15 protein-coding genes, 5 tRNA genes, 1 rRNA gene, 1 pseudogene and 1 riboswitch are annotated in these 19,496 nt (G+C 56.9%); of the genes and pseudogenes, 5 read left to right on the top strand and 17 right to left on the bottom strand.

Annotation, left to right across the window (positions count from 1 at the left end; translation table 11 throughout):
* Positions 1–91: 91 nt before the first annotated feature.
* Positions 92–1,628, bottom strand: a 16S ribosomal RNA gene (locus ACOYXE_RS00875).
* 701 nt (positions 1,629–2,329) lie between these two features.
* A tRNA-Arg gene (locus tag ACOYXE_RS00870) sits at positions 2,330–2,406 on the bottom strand.
* A 296-nt stretch (positions 2,407–2,702) separates the two neighbouring features.
* On the opposite strand from ACOYXE_RS00870, the gene ACOYXE_RS00865 reads away from it, so the two are divergent.
* Both ACOYXE_RS00865 and ACOYXE_RS00860 read left to right on the top strand, forming a co-directional pair.
* Entirely contained in the window at positions 2,703–2,939 is a 237-nt protein-coding gene (locus ACOYXE_RS00865; RefSeq protein WP_160059084.1) for a hypothetical protein, read from the top strand.
* Between the two features lie 20 nt (positions 2,940–2,959).
* On the top strand, positions 2,960–3,139 hold the full coding sequence (locus ACOYXE_RS00860; protein WP_160059085.1) for a PA3371 family protein: 180 nt from the start codon (positions 2,960–2,962) through the stop codon (positions 3,137–3,139).
* On the opposite strand, the gene phnN is transcribed toward ACOYXE_RS00860, so the two are convergent.
* A complete protein-coding gene (phnN, locus tag ACOYXE_RS00855; RefSeq protein ID WP_160059086.1) occupies positions 3,114–3,683 on the bottom strand; it encodes a phosphonate metabolism protein/1,5-bisphosphokinase (PRPP-forming) PhnN in 570 nt (189 codons plus the stop codon). The two genes, ACOYXE_RS00860 and phnN, sit on opposite strands and share 26 nt — an antisense overlap.
* Before the next feature lie 390 nt (positions 3,684–4,073).
* On the opposite strand from phnN, the gene ACOYXE_RS00850 reads away from it, so the two are divergent.
* Positions 4,074–4,400 (top strand): Arc family DNA-binding protein, encoded by a 327-nt coding sequence (locus ACOYXE_RS00850; RefSeq protein ID WP_003178899.1) that lies wholly within the window; start codon positions 4,074–4,076, stop codon positions 4,398–4,400.
* Positions 4,401–4,514: 114 nt separating this feature from the next.
* On the opposite strand, the gene mgtE is transcribed toward ACOYXE_RS00850, so the two are convergent.
* Complete coding sequence (gene mgtE / locus ACOYXE_RS00845; protein ID WP_160059087.1) at positions 4,515–5,957, bottom strand: magnesium transporter; 1,443 nt, start codon at positions 5,955–5,957, stop codon at positions 4,515–4,517.
* A gap of 321 nt (positions 5,958–6,278) precedes the next feature.
* On the opposite strand from mgtE, the gene ACOYXE_RS00840 reads away from it, so the two are divergent.
* Positions 6,279–6,797, top strand: a complete 519-nt coding sequence (locus tag ACOYXE_RS00840) for a cell envelope protein SmpA (RefSeq protein ID WP_160059088.1) — start codon at positions 6,279–6,281, stop codon at positions 6,795–6,797.
* A gap of 19 nt (positions 6,798–6,816) precedes the next feature.
* Here ACOYXE_RS00840 and ACOYXE_RS00835 read toward each other — a convergent pair.
* The 8 genes from ACOYXE_RS00835 to ltaE all read right to left on the bottom strand — a co-directional run bounded on the left by ACOYXE_RS00835 (position 6,817) and on the right by ltaE (position 12,928).
* Positions 6,817–6,893: transfer RNA gene (locus ACOYXE_RS00835), tRNA-Arg, on the bottom strand.
* 72 nt (positions 6,894–6,965) lie between these two features.
* Positions 6,966–7,042: transfer RNA gene (locus ACOYXE_RS00830), tRNA-Arg, on the bottom strand.
* 71 nt (positions 7,043–7,113) lie between these two features.
* Positions 7,114–7,190, bottom strand: a tRNA-Arg gene (locus tag ACOYXE_RS00825).
* A gap of 107 nt (positions 7,191–7,297) precedes the next feature.
* A tRNA-Ser gene (locus ACOYXE_RS00820) sits at positions 7,298–7,388 on the bottom strand.
* A 62-nt stretch (positions 7,389–7,450) separates the two neighbouring features.
* Positions 7,451–7,639 (bottom strand): carbon storage regulator CsrA, encoded by a 189-nt coding sequence (gene csrA / locus ACOYXE_RS00815; protein ID WP_002554426.1) that lies wholly within the window; start codon positions 7,637–7,639, stop codon positions 7,451–7,453.
* A gap of 187 nt (positions 7,640–7,826) precedes the next feature.
* Positions 7,827–9,068 carry an aspartate kinase gene (locus ACOYXE_RS00810; RefSeq protein WP_007919332.1) on the bottom strand — a complete coding sequence of 414 codons (1,242 nt, stop codon included), beginning with the start codon at positions 9,066–9,068 and terminating at the stop codon, positions 7,827–7,829.
* A 90-nt stretch (positions 9,069–9,158) separates the two neighbouring features.
* A complete protein-coding gene (alaS, locus tag ACOYXE_RS00805) occupies positions 9,159–11,777 on the bottom strand; it encodes an alanine--tRNA ligase (protein ID WP_160059089.1) in 2,619 nt (872 codons plus the stop codon).
* A gap of 146 nt (positions 11,778–11,923) precedes the next feature.
* The gene (ltaE, locus tag ACOYXE_RS00800) at positions 11,924–12,928 is read right to left on the bottom strand and encodes a low-specificity L-threonine aldolase (RefSeq protein WP_160059090.1); all 1,005 of its coding nucleotides are present in this window, start codon (positions 12,926–12,928) and stop codon (positions 11,924–11,926) included.
* Between the two features lie 275 nt (positions 12,929–13,203).
* Positions 13,204–13,375, top strand: a riboswitch (FMN riboswitch).
* 101 nt (positions 13,376–13,476) lie between these two features.
* Between ltaE and ACOYXE_RS00795 the strand changes: the two genes are divergently transcribed.
* Positions 13,477–13,986 carry a 6,7-dimethyl-8-ribityllumazine synthase gene (locus ACOYXE_RS00795; protein ID WP_405123054.1) on the top strand — a complete coding sequence of 170 codons (510 nt, stop codon included), beginning with the start codon at positions 13,477–13,479 and terminating at the stop codon, positions 13,984–13,986.
* A 156-nt stretch (positions 13,987–14,142) separates the two neighbouring features.
* Here the strand turns inward: ACOYXE_RS00795 and astE are convergent.
* The 5 genes and pseudogenes from astE to astA all read right to left on the bottom strand — a co-directional run bounded on the left by astE (position 14,143) and on the right by astA (position 19,491).
* Positions 14,143–15,154 (bottom strand): annotated as a pseudogene (astE, locus tag ACOYXE_RS00790) (succinylglutamate desuccinylase).
* 12 nt (positions 15,155–15,166) lie between these two features.
* Positions 15,167–15,457 carry a topoisomerase II gene (locus tag ACOYXE_RS00785; RefSeq protein WP_160059092.1) on the bottom strand — a complete coding sequence of 97 codons (291 nt, stop codon included), beginning with the start codon at positions 15,455–15,457 and terminating at the stop codon, positions 15,167–15,169.
* 57 nt (positions 15,458–15,514) lie between these two features.
* Entirely contained in the window at positions 15,515–16,861 is a 1,347-nt protein-coding gene (astB, locus tag ACOYXE_RS00780; protein ID WP_460927352.1) for an N-succinylarginine dihydrolase, read from the bottom strand.
* A gap of 138 nt (positions 16,862–16,999) precedes the next feature.
* Complete coding sequence (astD, locus tag ACOYXE_RS00775) at positions 17,000–18,469, bottom strand: succinylglutamate-semialdehyde dehydrogenase (RefSeq protein ID WP_460929911.1); 1,470 nt, start codon at positions 18,467–18,469, stop codon at positions 17,000–17,002.
* Complete coding sequence (gene astA / locus ACOYXE_RS00770) at positions 18,466–19,491, bottom strand: arginine N-succinyltransferase (RefSeq protein ID WP_008077921.1); 1,026 nt, start codon at positions 19,489–19,491, stop codon at positions 18,466–18,468. Before astA ends, astD begins: the two co-directional genes overlap by 4 nt.
* Positions 19,492–19,496: the final 5 nt, after the last annotated feature.

Raw genomic sequence — 19,496 nt, 5'->3', positions numbered from 1 at the left:
ATCAGCTTGGAGCTTAAAGCTGCTTCTATCGTCTTCTTCAATGAATCAAGCAATTCGTGTGGGAACTTATGGAGCAGCTGATGTCGTCGATTAAGGAGGTGATCCAGCCGCAGGTTCCCCTACGGCTACCTTGTTACGACTTCACCCCAGTCATGAATCACACCGTGGTAACCGTCCTCCCGAAGGTTAGACTAGCTACTTCTGGTGCAACCCACTCCCATGGTGTGACGGGCGGTGTGTACAAGGCCCGGGAACGTATTCACCGTGACATTCTGATTCACGATTACTAGCGATTCCGACTTCACGCAGTCGAGTTGCAGACTGCGATCCGGACTACGATCGGTTTTATGGGATTAGCTCCACCTCGCGGCTTGGCAACCCTTTGTACCGACCATTGTAGCACGTGTGTAGCCCAGGCCGTAAGGGCCATGATGACTTGACGTCATCCCCACCTTCCTCCGGTTTGTCACCGGCAGTCTCCTTAGAGTGCCCACCATAACGTGCTGGTAACTAAGGACAAGGGTTGCGCTCGTTACGGGACTTAACCCAACATCTCACGACACGAGCTGACGACAGCCATGCAGCACCTGTCTCAATGTTCCCGAAGGCACCAATCCATCTCTGGAAAGTTCATTGGATGTCAAGGCCTGGTAAGGTTCTTCGCGTTGCTTCGAATTAAACCACATGCTCCACCGCTTGTGCGGGCCCCCGTCAATTCATTTGAGTTTTAACCTTGCGGCCGTACTCCCCAGGCGGTCAACTTAATGCGTTAGCTGCGCCACTAAGAGCTCAAGGCTCCCAACGGCTAGTTGACATCGTTTACGGCGTGGACTACCAGGGTATCTAATCCTGTTTGCTCCCCACGCTTTCGCACCTCAGTGTCAGTATCAGTCCAGGTGGTCGCCTTCGCCACTGGTGTTCCTTCCTATATCTACGCATTTCACCGCTACACAGGAAATTCCACCACCCTCTACCATACTCTAGCTCGACAGTTTTGAATGCAGTTCCCAGGTTGAGCCCGGGGATTTCACATCCAACTTAACGAACCACCTACGCGCGCTTTACGCCCAGTAATTCCGATTAACGCTTGCACCCTCTGTATTACCGCGGCTGCTGGCACAGAGTTAGCCGGTGCTTATTCTGTCGGTAACGTCAAAATTGCAGAGTATTAATCTACAACCCTTCCTCCCAACTTAAAGTGCTTTACAATCCGAAGACCTTCTTCACACACGCGGCATGGCTGGATCAGGCTTTCGCCCATTGTCCAATATTCCCCACTGCTGCCTCCCGTAGGAGTCTGGACCGTGTCTCAGTTCCAGTGTGACTGATCATCCTCTCAGACCAGTTACGGATCGTCGCCTTGGTGAGCCATTACCTCACCAACTAGCTAATCCGACCTAGGCTCATCTGATAGCGCAAGGCCCGAAGGTCCCCTGCTTTCTCCCGTAGGACGTATGCGGTATTAGCGTTCCTTTCGAAACGTTGTCCCCCACTACCAGGCAGATTCCTAGGCATTACTCACCCGTCCGCCGCTGAATCCAGGAGCAAGCTCCTCTCATCCGCTCGACTTGCATGTGTTAGGCCTGCCGCCAGCGTTCAATCTGAGCCATGATCAAACTCTTCAGTTCAAACATCTTTGGGTTTTTAAGAAACCCTAAACTTGGCTCAGCAATCGTTGGTTACATCTTTGATTTCTCGCGGAGTAACTTGTGATGCTGATAATCTTGTTGACTATCAGTCTGACTCCACAAGCACCCACACGAATTGCTTGATTCAGTTGTTAAAGAGCGGTTGGTTAAGATCTTTCGTCTCAACCGAGGCGCGCATTCTACAGCAGCCTCATTTGCTGTCAAGTGATTATTTTCAGAAGTTTTCGAAGATTTCTTCAACAACTTCAACCACTTGCGCTTCCGATCTCTCGTCAGCGGGAGGCGAATTCTACAGCGTTACACGCTGCTGTCAACACCTCTTTTTCAACTTCCTTTTGACTTCGATGAACTGAAGCAACCTGCCGCCGAAACCTACATAACTCATTGAATCTCAAGGAGTTTTCCGTTTCGACTGCGCCGGAAGTGGGGCGAATTATAGACATCTGAAATCTGCCGTCAACTGTTAATTGTGCTTTTCTATCGATCAGTTGAAAAAGCCTTCTATATAGAGGCGCTTACGCATGCCTGATTCAAAATCAAGGAGACAGCCCCTCTACCAGCAAGCGTAGGCAAGGCCCGTTGGCGCATAACAAAGCCAGGGCATTGGGCATTGGGCATTGGGCATTGGGCATTGGGCATTGGATTAGCGAACAGCAAGGGAGAGGAGGTTCAACAATAGATGGTGTCCCAGGGCAGGTTCGAACTGCCAACCTTCCCCTTAGGAGGGGGATGCTCTATCCAATTGAGCTACTGAGACACACGTTTTGTCGCAGCAGACGCTGCATGACGGACGGCGTGCATGTTAACCACCGAACCTCGATTTGTCATGTCGTCCGTAGGGCTTTTTAAGTGTAGGCAGGCGACCTGCAATGTTGCGGGAAAAATTACCGTGCATTTTGCACGCCGCCTAAAAAGCCATCAGTGCAGATTGCAACCTGCACAATTCGAAAAAACCGCTCAAATGATTGTTTTTAAAGGACTTAACAGAGGTTAGACTGTTGGCACGACGTCTGCTTTGTCTGTTCTTATAGAAGAACATTCGGAGCTACGCCCATGAACAGCACTCTTTTGCTTGCAAACGCAATTGCTCTGGCAGTCTTGGCGAGCTTCCACTTTATACCCGCAAGCGAGTCGCCGGAGCCATTAGCCCAGCGCATGCCGCATTACTTGCAGGTACAAAGAGCACCACAACTGGCGGTACTGAGCGATCAGGGCACCTCCACCCCTCAGGCCGTCAGTATCTCTGAGCAGGTGCGACCAGCACTGAGCTCCGAACATCTGGTTTTTTGAAATATCTTCAGGAGTACAACATGTCCAAGTCAGCTGCGGGGTTTCTGATCCTCGCCCTTTTGAGTGGCGCTGTGCATTTATCGCTGTTCGAGGGCGCTGAAATCACCCTGCCCCTGATTGGCTGCGCCGTTTTTGCCGTGCTATTTGTGCTGGCACTGGCAGCAGGACGAAAGATCAAATTTGATCCGGTTTTACGTTGAGCTTGATCAGACGCAAGAGATCATTGACAGCGTCCGCCAACTCCCCGGAATTGTCGATAAGATGTACAGGCCCATCACTTGACCTCCTATCCTTGAACAACGCATTGCGAGCCAGTCTTGCGTCAATTTGCTCAAGCATTTCCCTACCACGCTTGAGCAGACGCTCTCGCAGCACTTCATCCCTGACCGTCAGCAACACCGGTAACAGCGCTGGATAGCATTCCATTGCTTGACGCAGATTGGCCCGAGAGCCATTGACCAGCACATGCTGTCCAGCACTGAGCCGTTGATCCATTTCGACTGGAATCCCGTAGGCAAGGCCATTGGCACGCCAAGCCAACGAGAAGTCACCAGCGCGCTCGCGTCGCTCGAACTCCTCCGGTGTCACTCCAATGGCGTCCTCCCCTACCGATTCAGCGGATCGCGTTATCACCCGGCGCATCACCTCGCAGTTCAACGCACGTAATGGCACCCGCGCAGCCTCAATCAAACTGTCCTTTCCCGAACCGGACGGCCCCATCAAATAAATTAGCTTGCCACCCATCCTGAAAACGTCCTCCGGCAGGTGTCTGCCACTAGTAAATCGGCAATTTGCCACTATCCTGTACAGGTAAGGAACCAGGATTTAGAACCCGCATAGGATGCACGTTCTGATGGCTTCGGACATCAATAGATGTGTATCAGGAGGCGGACCAGGTTGCGGACAGAGGCGAAGATTTCAAACCAGTCCGCATTTCTGATAATTGGTGCTGGCATTACGCCTTTACCCAGCTCAATATTTGTCACAGAATTGACGCCAATGATCTGGCAATTTTGAGGCATGATGCGGGCCTCTTAACAATTCAGGTTGAACCATTTGGCGCGGATGCTTGTCCTACCACACATCCTGCGGCCAATCCCGAGAACCGCTCCCCTGAACTAACCGGTTAAATATATGCGCCCATTGAAACAGGCAATTTATTCCAGCCGTACGGCTGACAAGTTCGTCGTACGTCTGCCAGACGGAATGCGGGAACGCATTGCCGAGGTGGCTCGCAATCATCATCGCAGCATGAACTCCGAAATCATTGCGCGCCTTGAGCAGAGTCTTATTCAGGAAGGTGCGCTGGGCGAAGAGCTGAGCATGCGCCTGGATAGCCCGGAGCTGTCGTTGCATGAGCGTGAGCTGTTGCAGCGTTTCCGCCAGCTGTCTCACCGTCAGCAGAATGCCTTGGTGTCCTTGATTGCCCACGACGCAGAAATGGCAGCAGACGCGTCCTGAGCCATACCGAACATCTCAAGCCAGCTTAATTGCTGGCTTTTTTTTGCGCGAAATTTGAGTTTTTGCAGACACAAAAAAGCCCGCCAATTTGGCGGGCTGTTTCGAAGCAGCAATTTAGAGCAGGAAGATTGTCGCCAACCCCAGGAAAATGAAGAAGCCACCGCTGTCGGTCATCGCGGTAATCATCACACTCGCGCCCATCGCCGGGTCGCGCCCCATTTTCGCCAGGGTCATCGGGATCAATACCCCCATCAGGGCGGCCAGCAGCAGGTTGAGCGTCATTGCCGCGGTCATTACCACGCCCAACGACCAACTGCCATAGAGCAGGTAGGCAACCACTCCGATCACACCACCCCAAACCAAACCATTGATCAAGCCTACCGCCAGCTCCTTGCGCATCAGTCGCGAAGTGTTGCCGGTGCTCACCTGGTCCAGCGCCATCGCGCGAACGATCATGGTGATCGTCTGATTGCCGGAGTTACCCCCAATACCCGCCACAATCGGCATCAGCGCCGCGAGCGCTACCAGCTTCTCGATCGAACCTTCGAACAAGCCGATCACACGGGATGCGATGAACGCGGTAATCAGGTTGATCGCCAGCCAGGCCCAACGGTTGCGCAGTGACTTCCAGACGGAAGCAAAAATGTCTTCCTCTTCACGCAGACCGGCCATGTTGAGAACTTCGCTTTCGCTCTCCTCACGAATCAGGTCGACCATTTCGTCAATGGTCAGACGGCCGATCAGCTTGCCGTTCTTGTCGACCACCGGGGCCGAGATCAAGTCATAACGCTCGAACGCCTGCGCGGCGTCGTAAGCGTCTTCGTCCGGGTGAAAACTCACCGGATCGCTGGCCATTACTTCGGCAACCTGCTTGTCCGGGTCATTGACCAGCAGACGCTTGATCGGCAGCACACCCTTGAGCACACCATCGTAATCAACCACAAACAGTTTGTCGGTGTGACCAGGAAGCTCTTTGAGACGACGCAAATAGCGCAGAACCACTTCGAGACTGACATCCTCGCGGATAGTCACCATCTCGAAGTCCATCAGCGCACCAACCTGCTCCTCGTCGTATGACAGGGCCGAACGCACACGCTCGCGCTGTTGGTTATCCAGACTCTCCATCAGCTCATGGACGACGTCTCGCGGCAGCTCGGAAGCCAGGTCAGCAAGTTCGTCGGCGTCCATGTCCTTGGCCGCAGCCAGGAGCTCGTGATCGTCCATGTCGGCGATCAGCGTTTCACGAACGGAGTCGGATACTTCGAGAAGAATGTCGCCGTCGCGATCGGCCTTCACCAATTGCCAGAGCGTCAGACGATCGTCCAGCGGCAAGGCTTCAAGGATGTAGGCGACGTCGGCAGAGTGCAGATCATCGAGCTTGCGTTGCAGTTCGACGAGATTTTGTCGATGAACCAGGTTTTCGACGCGATCGTGATGCGCGCCTTCCTGGCGATGAGTCAGGTCTTCGATGACGCGCTGACGCTGCAGCAACTCGACAACCTGAGCCAGGCGATCCTGCAGGCTTTCTTGTGTTTTCTTTACTTCGATTTCAGACATAGGCGAACTCCACTCCCAGCAGCGGGGCACGCCGGAAGGATCAATCAGTCAATTCATGATTGGTAAAGCGGTTTACTGAGTAACTACTGGGTAAGTCCATGGAGGTTTTCCATAAGCCCCGGCGGGGCTGACGGGCGCAATGATACACCGCCTGACGGTTTTAAACGTTAAAAAATCACGGTCGAAACAAGCGCTTGCGAAACAAACCTGAGCACTGTCCTGATCCCTGCACATGCGACGACTTATCCTGAAAAGAAAACACACCAGCGCTGAAAAATGTAGCGACTACCCTTTAGCGTAGATCGTCATGGAGGACGTCGAATGCCACTGAAAACATCTCACCTTGTACTTGCCAGCCTACTCTGCCTGCCACCCAACGGGGCTGCCCTCACCCTCCATCGCTGCGAAGCCGCTGACGGCAGCATCACGTTCACCTCGATGAGCTGTGCGCAAGGTGAACGGCGCTTCGCACAGGAAGTCCACCCCTACTCGCCCGGATCTGTTGTGGCCGTAATGCCAGAGCACAAACATGAAGAAACATCTGGCATGACAACGCGAAATAGAGAACCAGGCATTGTTGGCCACATTGAAGACCGATGCGGAAACCTGATCGACGCGAGACAACGTCGCGCAGCGATCATCAATCGACGCGTGATTGCGGGCATGAGCCAGCAAGACGTCGAAAGCGCACTAGGCAAACCGGACAAGGTGAATATTCGAACATCGACGACGAGCTATCGATACGACCTCAAGCGAGGCCGTAGTGCTCACATAGATTTTGACGAGAGGGGATGCGTGAAGGCAAAAGCCAAATCCCGGACAGCAAAAAGCCCGCGATAAACGCGGGCTTTTCGGTATATGGTGCACTCGACAGGATTCGAACCTGTGACCGCTCGGTTCGTAGCCGAGTACTCTATCCAGCTGAGCTACGAGTGCAATTTGTGTTTTTAGTCCAGACCACAACTGGATGAAGCCAAGTTATCTGCATTGCTGCAACTAACTCTTAAATGGTGCACTCGACAGGATTCGAACCTGTGACCGCTCGGTTCGTAGCCGAGTACTCTATCCAGCTGAGCTACGAGTGCATTTGTGTTTTTAGACCAGATCACATCTGGTTGAAGCCGAGCTATTTACATTGCTGTAACTAACTCTTAAATGGTGCACTCGACAGGATTCGAACCTGTGACCGCTCGGTTCGTAGCCGAGTACTCTATCCAGCTGAGCTACGAGTGCATTTGTTGCGCCGCATTATAGCCCGTCTAATCTCTATTCCAACCACTTTTTCTATTAATTTCAACAACTTACAGAAAAAGCCAGATTACGACGTACTAAGCAAATAATGGCGGAGAACGGGGGATTCGAACCCCCGACACCCTTTTGAGGTGTACTCCCTTAGCAGGGGAGCGCCTTCGGCCACTCGGCCAGCTCTCCGCAACACGGGGCGTATCTTAACCAACCTTTTCCCCGTTTGCAAACATAAAAATCGATAAAAATTAATGGCTTGGTTCTTCGTCCTTCTCTTTCTTTATACGCAGGTAAATTTCCTCACGGTGCACAGCAACCTCTTTCGGGGCGTTGACGCCGATACGCACTTGATTTCCTTTAACGCCGAGCACGGTCACGGTGATTTCGCCATCACCGATAATCAGGCTTTCTGCGCACCGACGAGTCAGAATCAGCATACCTTTCTCCTTACGCAATTCAGTTCAGGGACAACAGTCAGCAAAAAAAAGGCACCCGACCTACAACCGGAGCGATCGTAGCCCTACATGCCTGAGTATTGACCAGCGCGGGCAAAAGAACAGTTCAGGGCCCGCGCCATTCAAAAAATAAAGGGCGCGGTCAGACCGCGCCCTTCAAGAAACGGAATTACTCGCCTTGACGGGCCGGCGCATCCAGTTCGAAAGCCGTGTGCAGGGCGCGCACGGCGAGTTCCAGGTACTTCTCTTCAATCACTACGGAAACCTTGATTTCCGAAGTAGAGATCATCTGGATGTTGATGCTTTCTTTTGCCAGCGATTCGAACATGCGGCTGGCCACACCGGCGTGGGAACGCATGCCGACGCCAACGATCGAGACCTTGGCAATCTTGGTATCGCCAACCACTTCACGGGCACCGATCTCACGAGCGGTGTTTTCCAGCACGGTCTGTGCGGCCTGGTAGTCGTTGCGGTGAACGGTGAAGGTGAAGTCGGTGGTGTTATCGTGCGCAACGTTCTGCACGATCATGTCGACTTCGATGTTCGCGGCACTGATCGGGCCGAGAATCTTGAACGCCACGCCCGGGGTGTCTGGCACGCCACGGATGGTCAGCTTGGCTTCATCGCGGTTGAAAGCGATGCCGGAAATGATCGGCTGTTCCATGGTTTCCTCTTCATCAATAGTAATGAGGGTGCCCGGACCCTCCTTGAAGCTGTGCAGTACGCGCAGCGGAACGTTGTACTTGCCGGCGAATTCCACCGCACGGATCTGCAACACCTTGGAACCGAGGCTGGCCATTTCCAGCATCTCTTCAAAGGTAATCTTGTCCAGGCGCTGAGCGACCGGCACCACACGCGGATCGGTGGTGTAGACACCATCGACGTCGGTGTAGATCTGGCACTCGTCAGCCTTCAACGCAGCAGCCAGTGCCACACCGGTAGTGTCGGAACCGCCACGACCGAGGGTGGTGATATTGCCGTGCTCGTCGACGCCCTGGAAACCGGCGACAACCACCACGCGCCCCGCTTTCAGATCACCACGAATCTTCTGGTCATCAATCTGCAAGATACGCGCTTTATTGTGCGCACTGTCGGTCAGGATCCGCACCTGATTACCGGTGTACGACACCGCCGGCACACCGCGCTTGATCAGCGCCATGGCCAACAGGGCGATCGTCACCTGCTCACCGGTGGAAACGATCACGTCCAGTTCACGCGGAACCGGTTGAGTGTCGCCACTGATTTGCTTGGCCAGATCGATCAGACGGTTGGTTTCGCCGCTCATTGCAGACAGCACAACCACCAGGTCATCGCCGGCATCGCGGAATTTCTTAACCTTGTCGGCGACCTGCTCGATTCTCTCGACAGTACCGACCGAGGTGCCTCCAAATTTCTGTACGATCAAAGCCATTTCAAAGCCGCCTCTGCCCATGAAGGGCGCCCAATAATTACTCGAACAGCCGCGCGGCCCGCCACTAGACTGCGGGCCGCACGGACTGTCTTATAAACCCTGCTCGACGAATGGAACGGTCAGCGCCAATGCGCCATCCAGTGCGCCGGCGTCAATACCGCCGCCCTGCGCCATGTCCGGACGACCACCGCCCTTCCCGCCCACTGCCGCAGCAGCCTGCTTCATCAAATCACCGGCTTTGAGTTGGCCAGTCAGGTCCTTGGTTACGCCTGCAACCAGTACGACCTTTTCCTCATGGACACTGCCGAGCAGGATCACTGCGCGGCCGAGTTTGTTTTTCAGTTGATCAACCAGCGCCAGCAGCGCCTTGGCGTCCTGACCATCCAGACGTGCGGCCAAGACCTTCACGCCTTTGACGTCCAGCGCAGAGGACGACAGATCGTCACCCGCAGCACTGGCAGCCTTGGCTTGCAACTGCTCGAGTTGCTTCTCCAGTTGGCGGTTGCGCTCCAGCACAGCCGACAGCTTGTCGATCAGGTTGTCGCGGCTGCCCTTGACCAGGCTGGCCGCTTCCTTGAGTTGTTCTTCTGCCGCGTTCAAGTAGGCCAGTGCCGCAGCACCAGTGACTGCCTCGATACGACGCACGCCCGAAGCCACACCGCCTTCACTGATGATTTTCAGCAGGCCGATGTCGCCGGTACGGTTGGCGTGGATACCGCCGCACAGCTCGACGGAGAAATCACCACCCATGCTCAGCACGCGCACATTGTCGCCGTACTTCTCGCCGAACAGCGCCATCGCGCCTTTGTTCTTCGCGGTTTCGATGTCGGTTTCTTCGGTTTCAACCGCGGAGTTCTTGCGAATCTCAGCGTTGACGATGTCTTCCAGCGCCTTGATCTGCTCAGGCTTGATCGCTTCAAAGTGGCTGAAGTCGAAGCGCAGACGCTGGCTATCCACCAACGAACCTTTCTGCTGAACGTGCTCACCCAGTACCTGGCGCAGTGCCGCGTGCAGCAAGTGCGTGGCCGAGTGGTTCAGCGAAGTCGCGTGACGCACCTCGGCATCGACGTGGGTTTCCACTGGCGCGCCGATGGTCAGGCTGCCCGAATCCAGCACACCGTGATGCAGGAAGGCGCCGCCGGTTTTGGTGGTATCGCGCACGTCGAAACGGCTGCTGCCGGCCTGCAGATAACCGCAGTCGCCGATCTGGCCGCCGGATTCAGCGTAGAACGGCGTCTGGTTCAGAACGATCACCGCCTCTTCGCCTTCATTCAAGACGTCGACCGACTGGCCATCTTTATAGATAGCGACGATTTTTGCCGAACCGCTGGTGTCTTTGTAGCCGGTGAATTCGGTGGCCACATCAACCTTGACCAAGGTGTTGTAGTCCAGACCGAAGGAGCTGGCCGAACGTGCACGAACACGTTGGGCTTCCATCTCACGCTCGAAACCGGCTTCGTCGACCGTCAGGCTGCGCTCGCGGGCGATATCGGCGGTCAGGTCCATCGGGAAACCGTAGGTGTCGTAGAGTTTGAACACCACGTCGCCCGGCACCACGGTGCCTTTGAGTTCCAGCAGGTCCTGCTCGAGGATTTTCAGGCCGTGCTCCAGAGTCTTGGAGAATTGCTCTTCTTCAGCCTTGAGCACGCGTTCGATGTTGCTCTGCTGCTTCTTCAGTTCCGGGAAGGCTTCGCCCATCTCGGCAACCAGTGCAGCAACGATCTTGTAGAAGAAGCTGCCGGTAGCGCCCAGCTTGTTACCGTGACGGCAGGCGCGACGGATGATCCGGCGCAGCACATAGCCGCGACCCTCGTTGGACGGCAGCACGCCGTCGGCGATCAGGAAACCGCACGAACGGATGTGGTCAGACACGACTTTCAGCGAAGACTGGTCGCCGTTTTCGCAACCGATGGCTTCAGCCGAGGCTTTCAGCAGGTTCTTGAACAGGTCGATGTCGTAGTTGGAATTGACGTGCTGCATCACCGCGCTGATCCGCTCCAGGCCCATGCCGGTGTCGACCGACGGCGCTGGCAACGGATGCAACACGCCATCGGCGGTGCGGTTGAACTGCATGAACACGTTGTTCCATATCTCGATGTAACGGTCGCCATCTTCTTCCGGCGAGCCCGGTGGGCCGCCCCAGATGTGGTCGCCGTGATCGTAGAAAATCTCGGTGCAAGGACCGCACGGGCCGGTATCGCCCATGGTCCAGAAGTTGTCGGAGGCGTATGGCGCACCTTTGTTGTCGCCGATGCGGATCATGCGCTCGACCGGTACACCGATTTCTTTGGTCCAGATGTCATACGCTTCGTCATCCGAGGCGTAGACGGTGACCCAGAGTTTTTCCTTCGGCAGTTGCAGAACGCCGGTCAGGAAGGTCCACGCATAAGTAATCGCGTCCTTCTTGAAATAGTCACCGAAGCTGAAGTTACCGAGCATTTCGAAGAACGTGTGGTGACGAGCGGTATAACCGACGTTTTCCAGGTCGCTGTTCTTGCCACCGGCACGCACGCATTTCTGGCTGCTGGTTGCACGGGTGTACGCACGTTTTTCCTGGCCCAGGAAGCAGTCCTTGAACTGGTTCATCCCCGCGTTAGTGAACAGCAGGGTTGGGTCGTTGCCCGGAATCAAAGAGCTGGAGGCTACACGGGTGTGGCCTTGCTCTTCGAAGAAGCGAAGGAAGGCTTCACGGATTTCTGCGCTTTTCATTAGGTTCTTCCACGGAGGCTGCGGCCAAAGGCCTGTTCGAAACGTCAACAGACGAAGCGACGGCAAAGGGCCGCATTATATCGGCCCTGCGCGCGGGGTACAGCGTGTTTATACGATAGAAACGGTCAATTGGACGGCTAACGCTGTCACTTGCGCGAAAACTCGACGAATGTCGCGATCACTTGCTCGATTTGCGAGCGATTGACGTTCATGTGCGTGACCATGCGCAGACGCGCGGCGGCGCTCAATTTGATCCCGCGTTCGGCGGCAAACGCCTTGATCGCTTCGGCTTTGTCGCCCATTTGCACATAAACCATGTTGGTTTGCACGGGTTCGACGATGAAACCTGCTTCACGCAGACCTTCGGCGAGCAATAGCGCATTGGCGTGATCGTCTGCCAGACGCTCAACGTTGTGATCCAGCGCATAAAGCCCCGCCGCCGCCAACAGCCCGGCCTGACGCATGCCACCACCGACCATTTTGCGCAGACGGCGAGCCTTGCCGATCAGTTGCTCAGAACCACACAACACCGAGCCAACCGGCGCGCCAAGACCTTTGGACAGGCACACCGATACCGAATCAAAGTACTGAGTGATTTCCCGCGCATCGACACCCAACTTGACCGCCGCGTTGTACAGGCGCGCGCCGTCGAGGTGCAGTTGCAAGCCATTGTCTTGAGTGAAGCGGCGCGCCCGGGCCAGATATTCCAGCGGCAGGACTTTGCCCTGCATGGTGTTTTCCAGCGCCAGCAGACGGGTTCGGGCGAAGTGAAAGTCATCAGGCTTGATCGCTGCGGCGACCTGATCCAGATCCAGCGAGCCGTCAGCCTGAACTTCCAGCGGCTGCGGCTGGATCGAACCGAGCACTGCCGCGCCACCGCCCTCGTACTTGTAGGTATGCGCCTGCTGACCCACGACGTATTCGTCGCCGCGCTCGCAGTGCGCCATCAACCCCAGCAGGTTGCTCATGGTGCCGGTCGGCACGAACAGCGCGGTGGCAAAGCCCAGACGTTTGGCCAGTTCGGCTTCCAGACGATTGACCGTCGGATCTTCGCCGTACACATCGTCACCGGTGTCCGCAGCGGTCATCGCGTCGAGCATGGCGGGAGTCGGTTGGGTGACGGTGTCGCTGCGAAGATCGATAACGCTCATGAACCTGGCCTCTAATCAGCAGGGGAAATCCCTTTACGAAGTGGAATTACTGCGGGCATCGCGTGGATTAATCAACCCTTGAGCGCGAAAAGGTCAGGTTACTTCTTGAGAACACACCATCCATGTGGGAGCGAGCCTGCTCGCGAAAGCAGTCTGTCAGTGACACATCTGCTGACTGACACACTGCTTTCGCGAGCAGGCTCGCTCCCACAGGTTCTGTGCAGGGCCGGAAAATATGTGTTAAAAACGCTGCGCCGCCCGAGAAAGGGCGGCAAAAACGTTCTCAGGGCGGGGTGCAATTCCCCACCGGCGGTAATTGCGTGCAACGCGCATAGCCCGCGAGCGCTTGGCGACGAACCCGACTTCGGTTGAGATCGGCGGCAAGGTCAGCAGACCCGGTGTGATTCCGGGGCCGACGGTCATAGTCCGGATGAAGAGAGAACGGGATTAACGCCAAAGGGCCGTCCGCGCGATGTTGTGCGTGTGCGCACCCTTGAATCCCTTTCGATTCATAACGCCCTGTTTTTCACACAAACAGGAGTCAGAACATGCAACCCACCGCTATCGACAGCAAAAGCAAACACCCTCACGGCGAGCGCGTCGCGTTCATCCAGGCCTGCTGGCACAAGGAAATCGTCGACCAGAGCCGTAAAGGCTTCGTCGCCGAAATGATTGCCCTGGGTTATCAGGAATCGGACATCGATATCTTCGAAGTCGGCGGCGCCTTTGAAATGCCCCTGCACGCCAAGTTGCTGGCCAAGACCGGTCGTTACGCCGGCATCGTCGCCGCAGCCCTGGTCGTGGACGGCGGCATCTACCGTCACGAGTTCGTCGCTCAGTCGGTGGTCAGCGGCCTGATGCAGGTCCAACTGGAAACCGAAGTGCCGGTGTTCTCGGTATCCCTGACGCCGCATCACTTCCATGCTGGCGACGAGCATCAGAAGTTCTTCTTTGAGCACTTTGTGCACAAGGGTCAGGAAGCGGCGCGGACTTGCGCGGATACGCTGCAGAAAGTTCGGACGTTGCGTCGTACAGAGCCGCGTGCTGTAGCGGTCTGATAGCCCATGGGTGAGGCCTTGGGCCTCACTCTTTCCACTGTGGGAGCGAGCTTGCTCGCGAAAGCGGACTGACAGCCAACTCAAATGTTGAATGTCAGATTGCATTCGCGAGCAAGCTCGCTCCCGCAGGGTTATATGTCGAAACCGAAACTGGGGTCAGGCGAGATTTTCGTCGGTGGTCGGGACGATCAGGATGCCCGCGCGCAGGCCGTTCTTGACCTTCGGATTGGGGAAAATGATCCTCGCGCCCTCTTCCTCGATGATCCACCGGGTATTGGCCAGATCCTCGGACCAGCACGTAACCCACCTCCAACTCTGAAAAGTTTTCGATGTCCTGCGGCAGGTTCAGGCGGAACGCATCACTGTGCTTGATGATTTCCCGGGCGACGCTGAACAGTTGCAAACCATCCAGTTGCGCTTCAGCCATCTCTGGCTCAGTACCTTCGATGATCTGCTTCAGACGGGTTTCCAGCAGCGAAACGTTAACCCCGTCGTTCTGCCCGAATGGCCGCGCCTTGCCCAGTTCCAGCGTGAAAGCCTCGGCACCGAGCTTGTCGTAGGTGTACGAGCTGAACACGATCGACGGTTTGTTCTGCAACAGCACCGCTTCCATGCCGGCAGCGCGCAGACGTGCCAGTTCAAGACGCGAATGCTGGCGACCCTCCTTCCACGGATACAGCGCGAACTGCTCGATCTTCGAGCCGCGAATCGCCGTGTGCAGGTCGTAGTGCAGACGCTGGCGATCCGGCAGGCTGAAGAAGCTCGCCGCCAAACGTTCCAGCTCACAGGCACGCAGCGCTTCTGAGCCACTGCTTTGTTCATGACGGCCGTTGAACAGCCGATTGACGTCCTGCTCGACGAAACGCTCGCCTTTGCGAATCGCTTCCGGGTTGCCGAACAAGAACAGAATACGTGCGCGCGGTTTCAAATCGCCGCGAGCGATGTCGTGGAGCAACCGATCGAGCAACTCGATTGGCGCTGTTTCGTTGCCGTGGATGCCTGCCGACAGCAGCAGGTCCAGGCCATTGTCGCGCGCTTCCGGTGGCCGGACTTCCAGCGCACCTTCGCTCAACCAGCGCATGCGCACGCCTTCGACAGTCAGTTGAGTCTTCTCCGCCGGTTCGCGGCCGGCGAGGGTCAGTTCAAGCAGTTTGCCGAGGGCGAGCATAGAGCGGTTTCCTTAGTGATCGTGATTGCAATCCGGGCCGTGCACGTGGTCTTCGTCGTCGCCGATGTCAGCCGGTTCCATTTCCAGTTGCAGACTTACCAGATTAGTCGCCAATGGGCGCAGCAGCAGGTTGGCGTACTCGGCATCACCTTCTTCAACGTCCACGCCGATCAGCAGTTGGCCGCGGCCGTCCTGCTGGATCCACAGCTCTTTGCCTTGCCACATGACCGCGACGCGGGTGCAGGAAGTCTCCAGTTGCGTGCCGTCGGTGTCTTCAAGGATCAGCTGCAGGGAATCGCTCATGTTTTTACTCTCTTGGGGAGACAAGCCGCGCGCCGCGTTCAAGCAACACGCCGGCCATCAATTGATCTGGAATGGATAAACCGCGCCCAGTTTAAGGATTTGCGTCAGTTCATCCAGTGCCGTCCGGCATTCAAGCAGCAATTGCGGATCCGCCAGATCGGTTTCGCTCAAGCGGTCGCGGTAGTGCTTTTCAACCCATGCGGTCAACGAACCGTACAACGGTGGCGTCATGATAACCCCTGGGTTGACGGCTGCCAGTTCAGTTTCGTTAAGCGCGACGCGCAGTCGCAGGCACGCCGGGCCGCCGCCGTTCTGCATGCTTTGCTTGAGATCGAAAACTTTCACTTCGCGGATCAGGCCGCCCGAGCTGGTCAGGCTTTGCAGGTAAGCCCAAACGCGTTCGTTGGCCTGACACTCTTGCGGCACGATCAGCAACATCGAGCCATCAGGACGCGACAGCAACTGGCTGTTGAACAGGTAGGAACGTACCGCGTCATCCACGGTGACTGCCGAACGCGGCACACACACGGACTGGAAGTTGCCGCCGACTTTGACCAGCTTGCTTTGCAACTCGGCCAGCATCTGATCGGTCTCGAGGAAGGCGTCCTCGTGATAGAACAAGACCTCGCCATTGCCCACGGCGATTACGTCGTTGTGGAACACGCCCTGATCGATCACGTTCGGGTTTTGCTGGGCGTAAACCACGCCCTCCTCACGCAAACCGTGCAGACGCACTACCGCTTGCGACGCTTCGAGGGTCTGGCGCGCCGGGTACTTTTGCGGCGCAGGGAAACGGTTGTCGAAGGCACTGCGACCGAACACGAAGAACTCGACGCCCGCCTCGCCATATTCACGGCAGAAACGTGTGTGGTTGGCCGCGCCTTCGTCACCGAATTGCGCTACCGCTGGCAATGCCGCGTGATGGGCGAAGTGCTGCTGATTGGCGAACATCGCGCCGAGCACACGGCTGGTGGTCGGGTGCTCGATGCTGCGGTGGTATTTGCAGTTGAGGTTGGCGGCGGTGAAATGCACGCGGCCATCAGCGGTATCGGCACTCGGGCTGACCGTGGCGGCGTTGGCCACCCACATGCTCGATGCCGAGCAACTGGCGACCAGCAGCGGCATGGCTTCTTTGGCGGCGCGCTCGATCACTTGCGCATCGGTACCGCTGAAACCCAGACGGCGCAGAGCGGCCACGTCCGGACGTTCCTGCGGTGCCAGCACACCTTGCTGAAAGCCCATTTCCATCAGCGCTTTCATTTTCGCCAGGCCTTGCAGCGCCGCTTCCTTCGGATTCGAAGACTGCTGGCTGTTGCTCTGGGAGGCAACGTTGCCGTAGGACAGACCACCGTAGTTATGGGTCGGCCCCACTAGACCGTCAAAATTGACTTCATAGGATTTCATCAGCGAGGCTCCACGAGAATCTGTTGTTATAGGCTTCAGTAACTATTCTTTTAGACCGAGGCGCGGCCTTCGCGAGCAAGCTCGCTCCCACAGGGAAATGCAGTCCAATGTGGGAGCGAGCCTGCTCGCGAATGGCCGTTACGCCATTTTCACGCCAGGCGTAAGGGCTGCAGGCAAAGTCAGGCTCGGTGTTTCCAGCGACGCCACCGGATACGCGCAGTAATCCGCTGCGTAATAGGCGCTGGCGCGATGGTTGCCCGATGCACCGACACCACCGAATGGCGCGCTGCTCGCAGCACCGGTCAGTTGCTTGTTCCAGTTGACGATGCCGGCACGGCTTTGCAGCCAGAACTGCTGATAACGCGCTTCGGAATCCGACAACAAACCAGCGGCCAAGCCATAAGCCGTGTTGTTCGCCTCAGTGATCGCCGCTTCAAAATCAACATAGCGGATCACCTGCAGCAACGGGCCGAACAGCTCTTCGTCCGGACGCTCGGCAACCGCCGTCACATCAACGATGCCCGGCGTCAGCAACGCGGCTTGTGCTTGCGGCTGAGTCATTTCCAGCAGCGAAACCGCGCCGTTGGCCAGCAGATGTTCTTGAGCGTCCATCAGCGCTTTCGCTGCGCCAAGGGAAATCACCGAGCCCATGAACGGCGCCGGTTGCTGATCGAATGCGCCGACCTCAATAGTCGCGCTGACTTCCACCAGACGCTTGAGCAGGCTGTCGCCCCACGCGCCTTGCGGCACCAGCAGACGCCGAGCACAGGTGCAACGCTGACCGGCAGAGATGAAGGCTGACTGAATGATCGTGTAAACCGCCGCATCCAGATCCGCGACCTGATCAACCACCAGCGGGTTGTTGCCGCCCATTTCCAGCGCCAGAATCTTGTCCGGACGACCGGCAAATTGCTGATGAAGGTGATTGCCGGTGCGGCTCGAACCGGTGAAGAACAGACCGTCGATGCCAGGGTTAGCCGCCAGCGCGATGCCGGTTTCGCGAGCACCTTGCAGCAGGTTCAAAACACCCGCTGGCAGACCGGCTTCGATCCAGCACTTGACCGTCAGCTCGGCGACTTTCGGGGTCAGTTCGCTCGGCTTGAACAGCACGCTGTTACCCGCCAGCAGCGCCGGCACGATGTGACCGTTCGGCAAGTGGCCAGGGAAATTGTAAGGGCCGAACACCGCAACCACACCGTGTGGCTTGTGGCGCAGCACGGCGGTAGCGTCGCCCAACGGGCCGCTCTTCTCGCCGGTACGCTCGCGATAGCTCTGCACCGAGATCGCGATCTTGTTGACCATGCTGGTGACTTCAGTCGCGGATTCCCACAGCGGCTTGCCGGTCTCTTCACCAATGGTGCGGGCCAGTTCGTCAGCGTGGTTTTTCAGCGCGGCGGCGAACGCTTCCAGAACCGTGATGCGCTCATCCAGCGAGCGACGAGCCCACTCCGGGAATGCCTGACGCGCAGCCTGCACAGCCGACTCAACCTGAGCCGCCGTGGCGCCCTCCCCCGACCACAGCACTTGCTGGGTCACCGGGTTCAGCGATTGAAAAGCTTCGCCCTGACCGGCCAGCCACTCACCTGCGATGTATAGCGAATTCATTATTTCGACTCCCGTGCAGCGGACAACGCCACAGCGCGCACTTGATCGCCAGCGTTGAGTTGAAGACGTTTGGCGGTCTGCGGATCGACCACCAGCGTGCCGGCAGCCAGACGCGCCGGCGCAGCGGTGATGCGGCAGTCTTCGCGCTTGCGGTTATGGATGATGAACGGCGTCGCGTCGTCGCCCGGTGTGCCAACGGCCAGCACCAGCGCTTCACTGTCACGCACGGCGCGGATCTTGCCGGTTTCGCATTCGATGGCCGGACCTGCGTCGAAGATGTCGACGTAACCCTGATAGCTGAACCCTTCGCCCTTGAGCATCGCCAGGGCTGGCTCGGTGTCCGGGTGAACCTGACCGATGACACTGCGCGCGCCTTCGGAGAGGAAGCAGGTGTACAGCGGGAATTTCGGCATCAGCTCAGCGATGAACGCCTTGTTGCCGACACCGGTGAGGTAATCGGCCTGGCTGAATTCCATTTTGAAGAAGTGCCGACCGAGGCTTTCCCAGAACGGCGAACGACCGGCGTCATCCGACACACCGCGCATTTCGGCAATGATCTTGTTGCCGAACAGTTCAGGGAATTCGGCGATGAACAGCATCCGCGCCTTCGACAGCATGCGACCGTTCAGACCGCTGCGGTAATCGGCGTGCAGGAACAGCGAGCACAGCTCGGAATTACCGGTCAGGTCGTTGGCCAGGAACAGCGTCGGAATCTCGCGATAGATGTTCAGCTCTTGCGAAGCGCTGACGGTCAGGCCGACACGGAAGTTGTACCAGGGCTCACGCATACCGACCGCGCCAGCAATGGCGGAAATCCCCACCACGCGGCCGTCGTCGTCTTCGAGCACGAACAGGTAGTCCGCATCACCACGGCCAGCTTCACCGCGAAAAGTCTTCTCGGCCCAGCCGACCCGATGGGCCAGACGTTCTTCGTTAGCCGGCAATGTGGTCAGGCCGGTGCCAGTGCTGCGGGCCAGGTCGATCAGCGCGGCTAAATCGCTGCTGCGTACGGGACGAACAATCATGCTAT

The sequence above is a fragment of the Pseudomonas sp. MC6 genome, from assembly GCF_054790575.1.
Note: the sequence above shows the minus strand (reverse complement) of the source record. Positions and strands in the feature narration are given on the sequence as shown.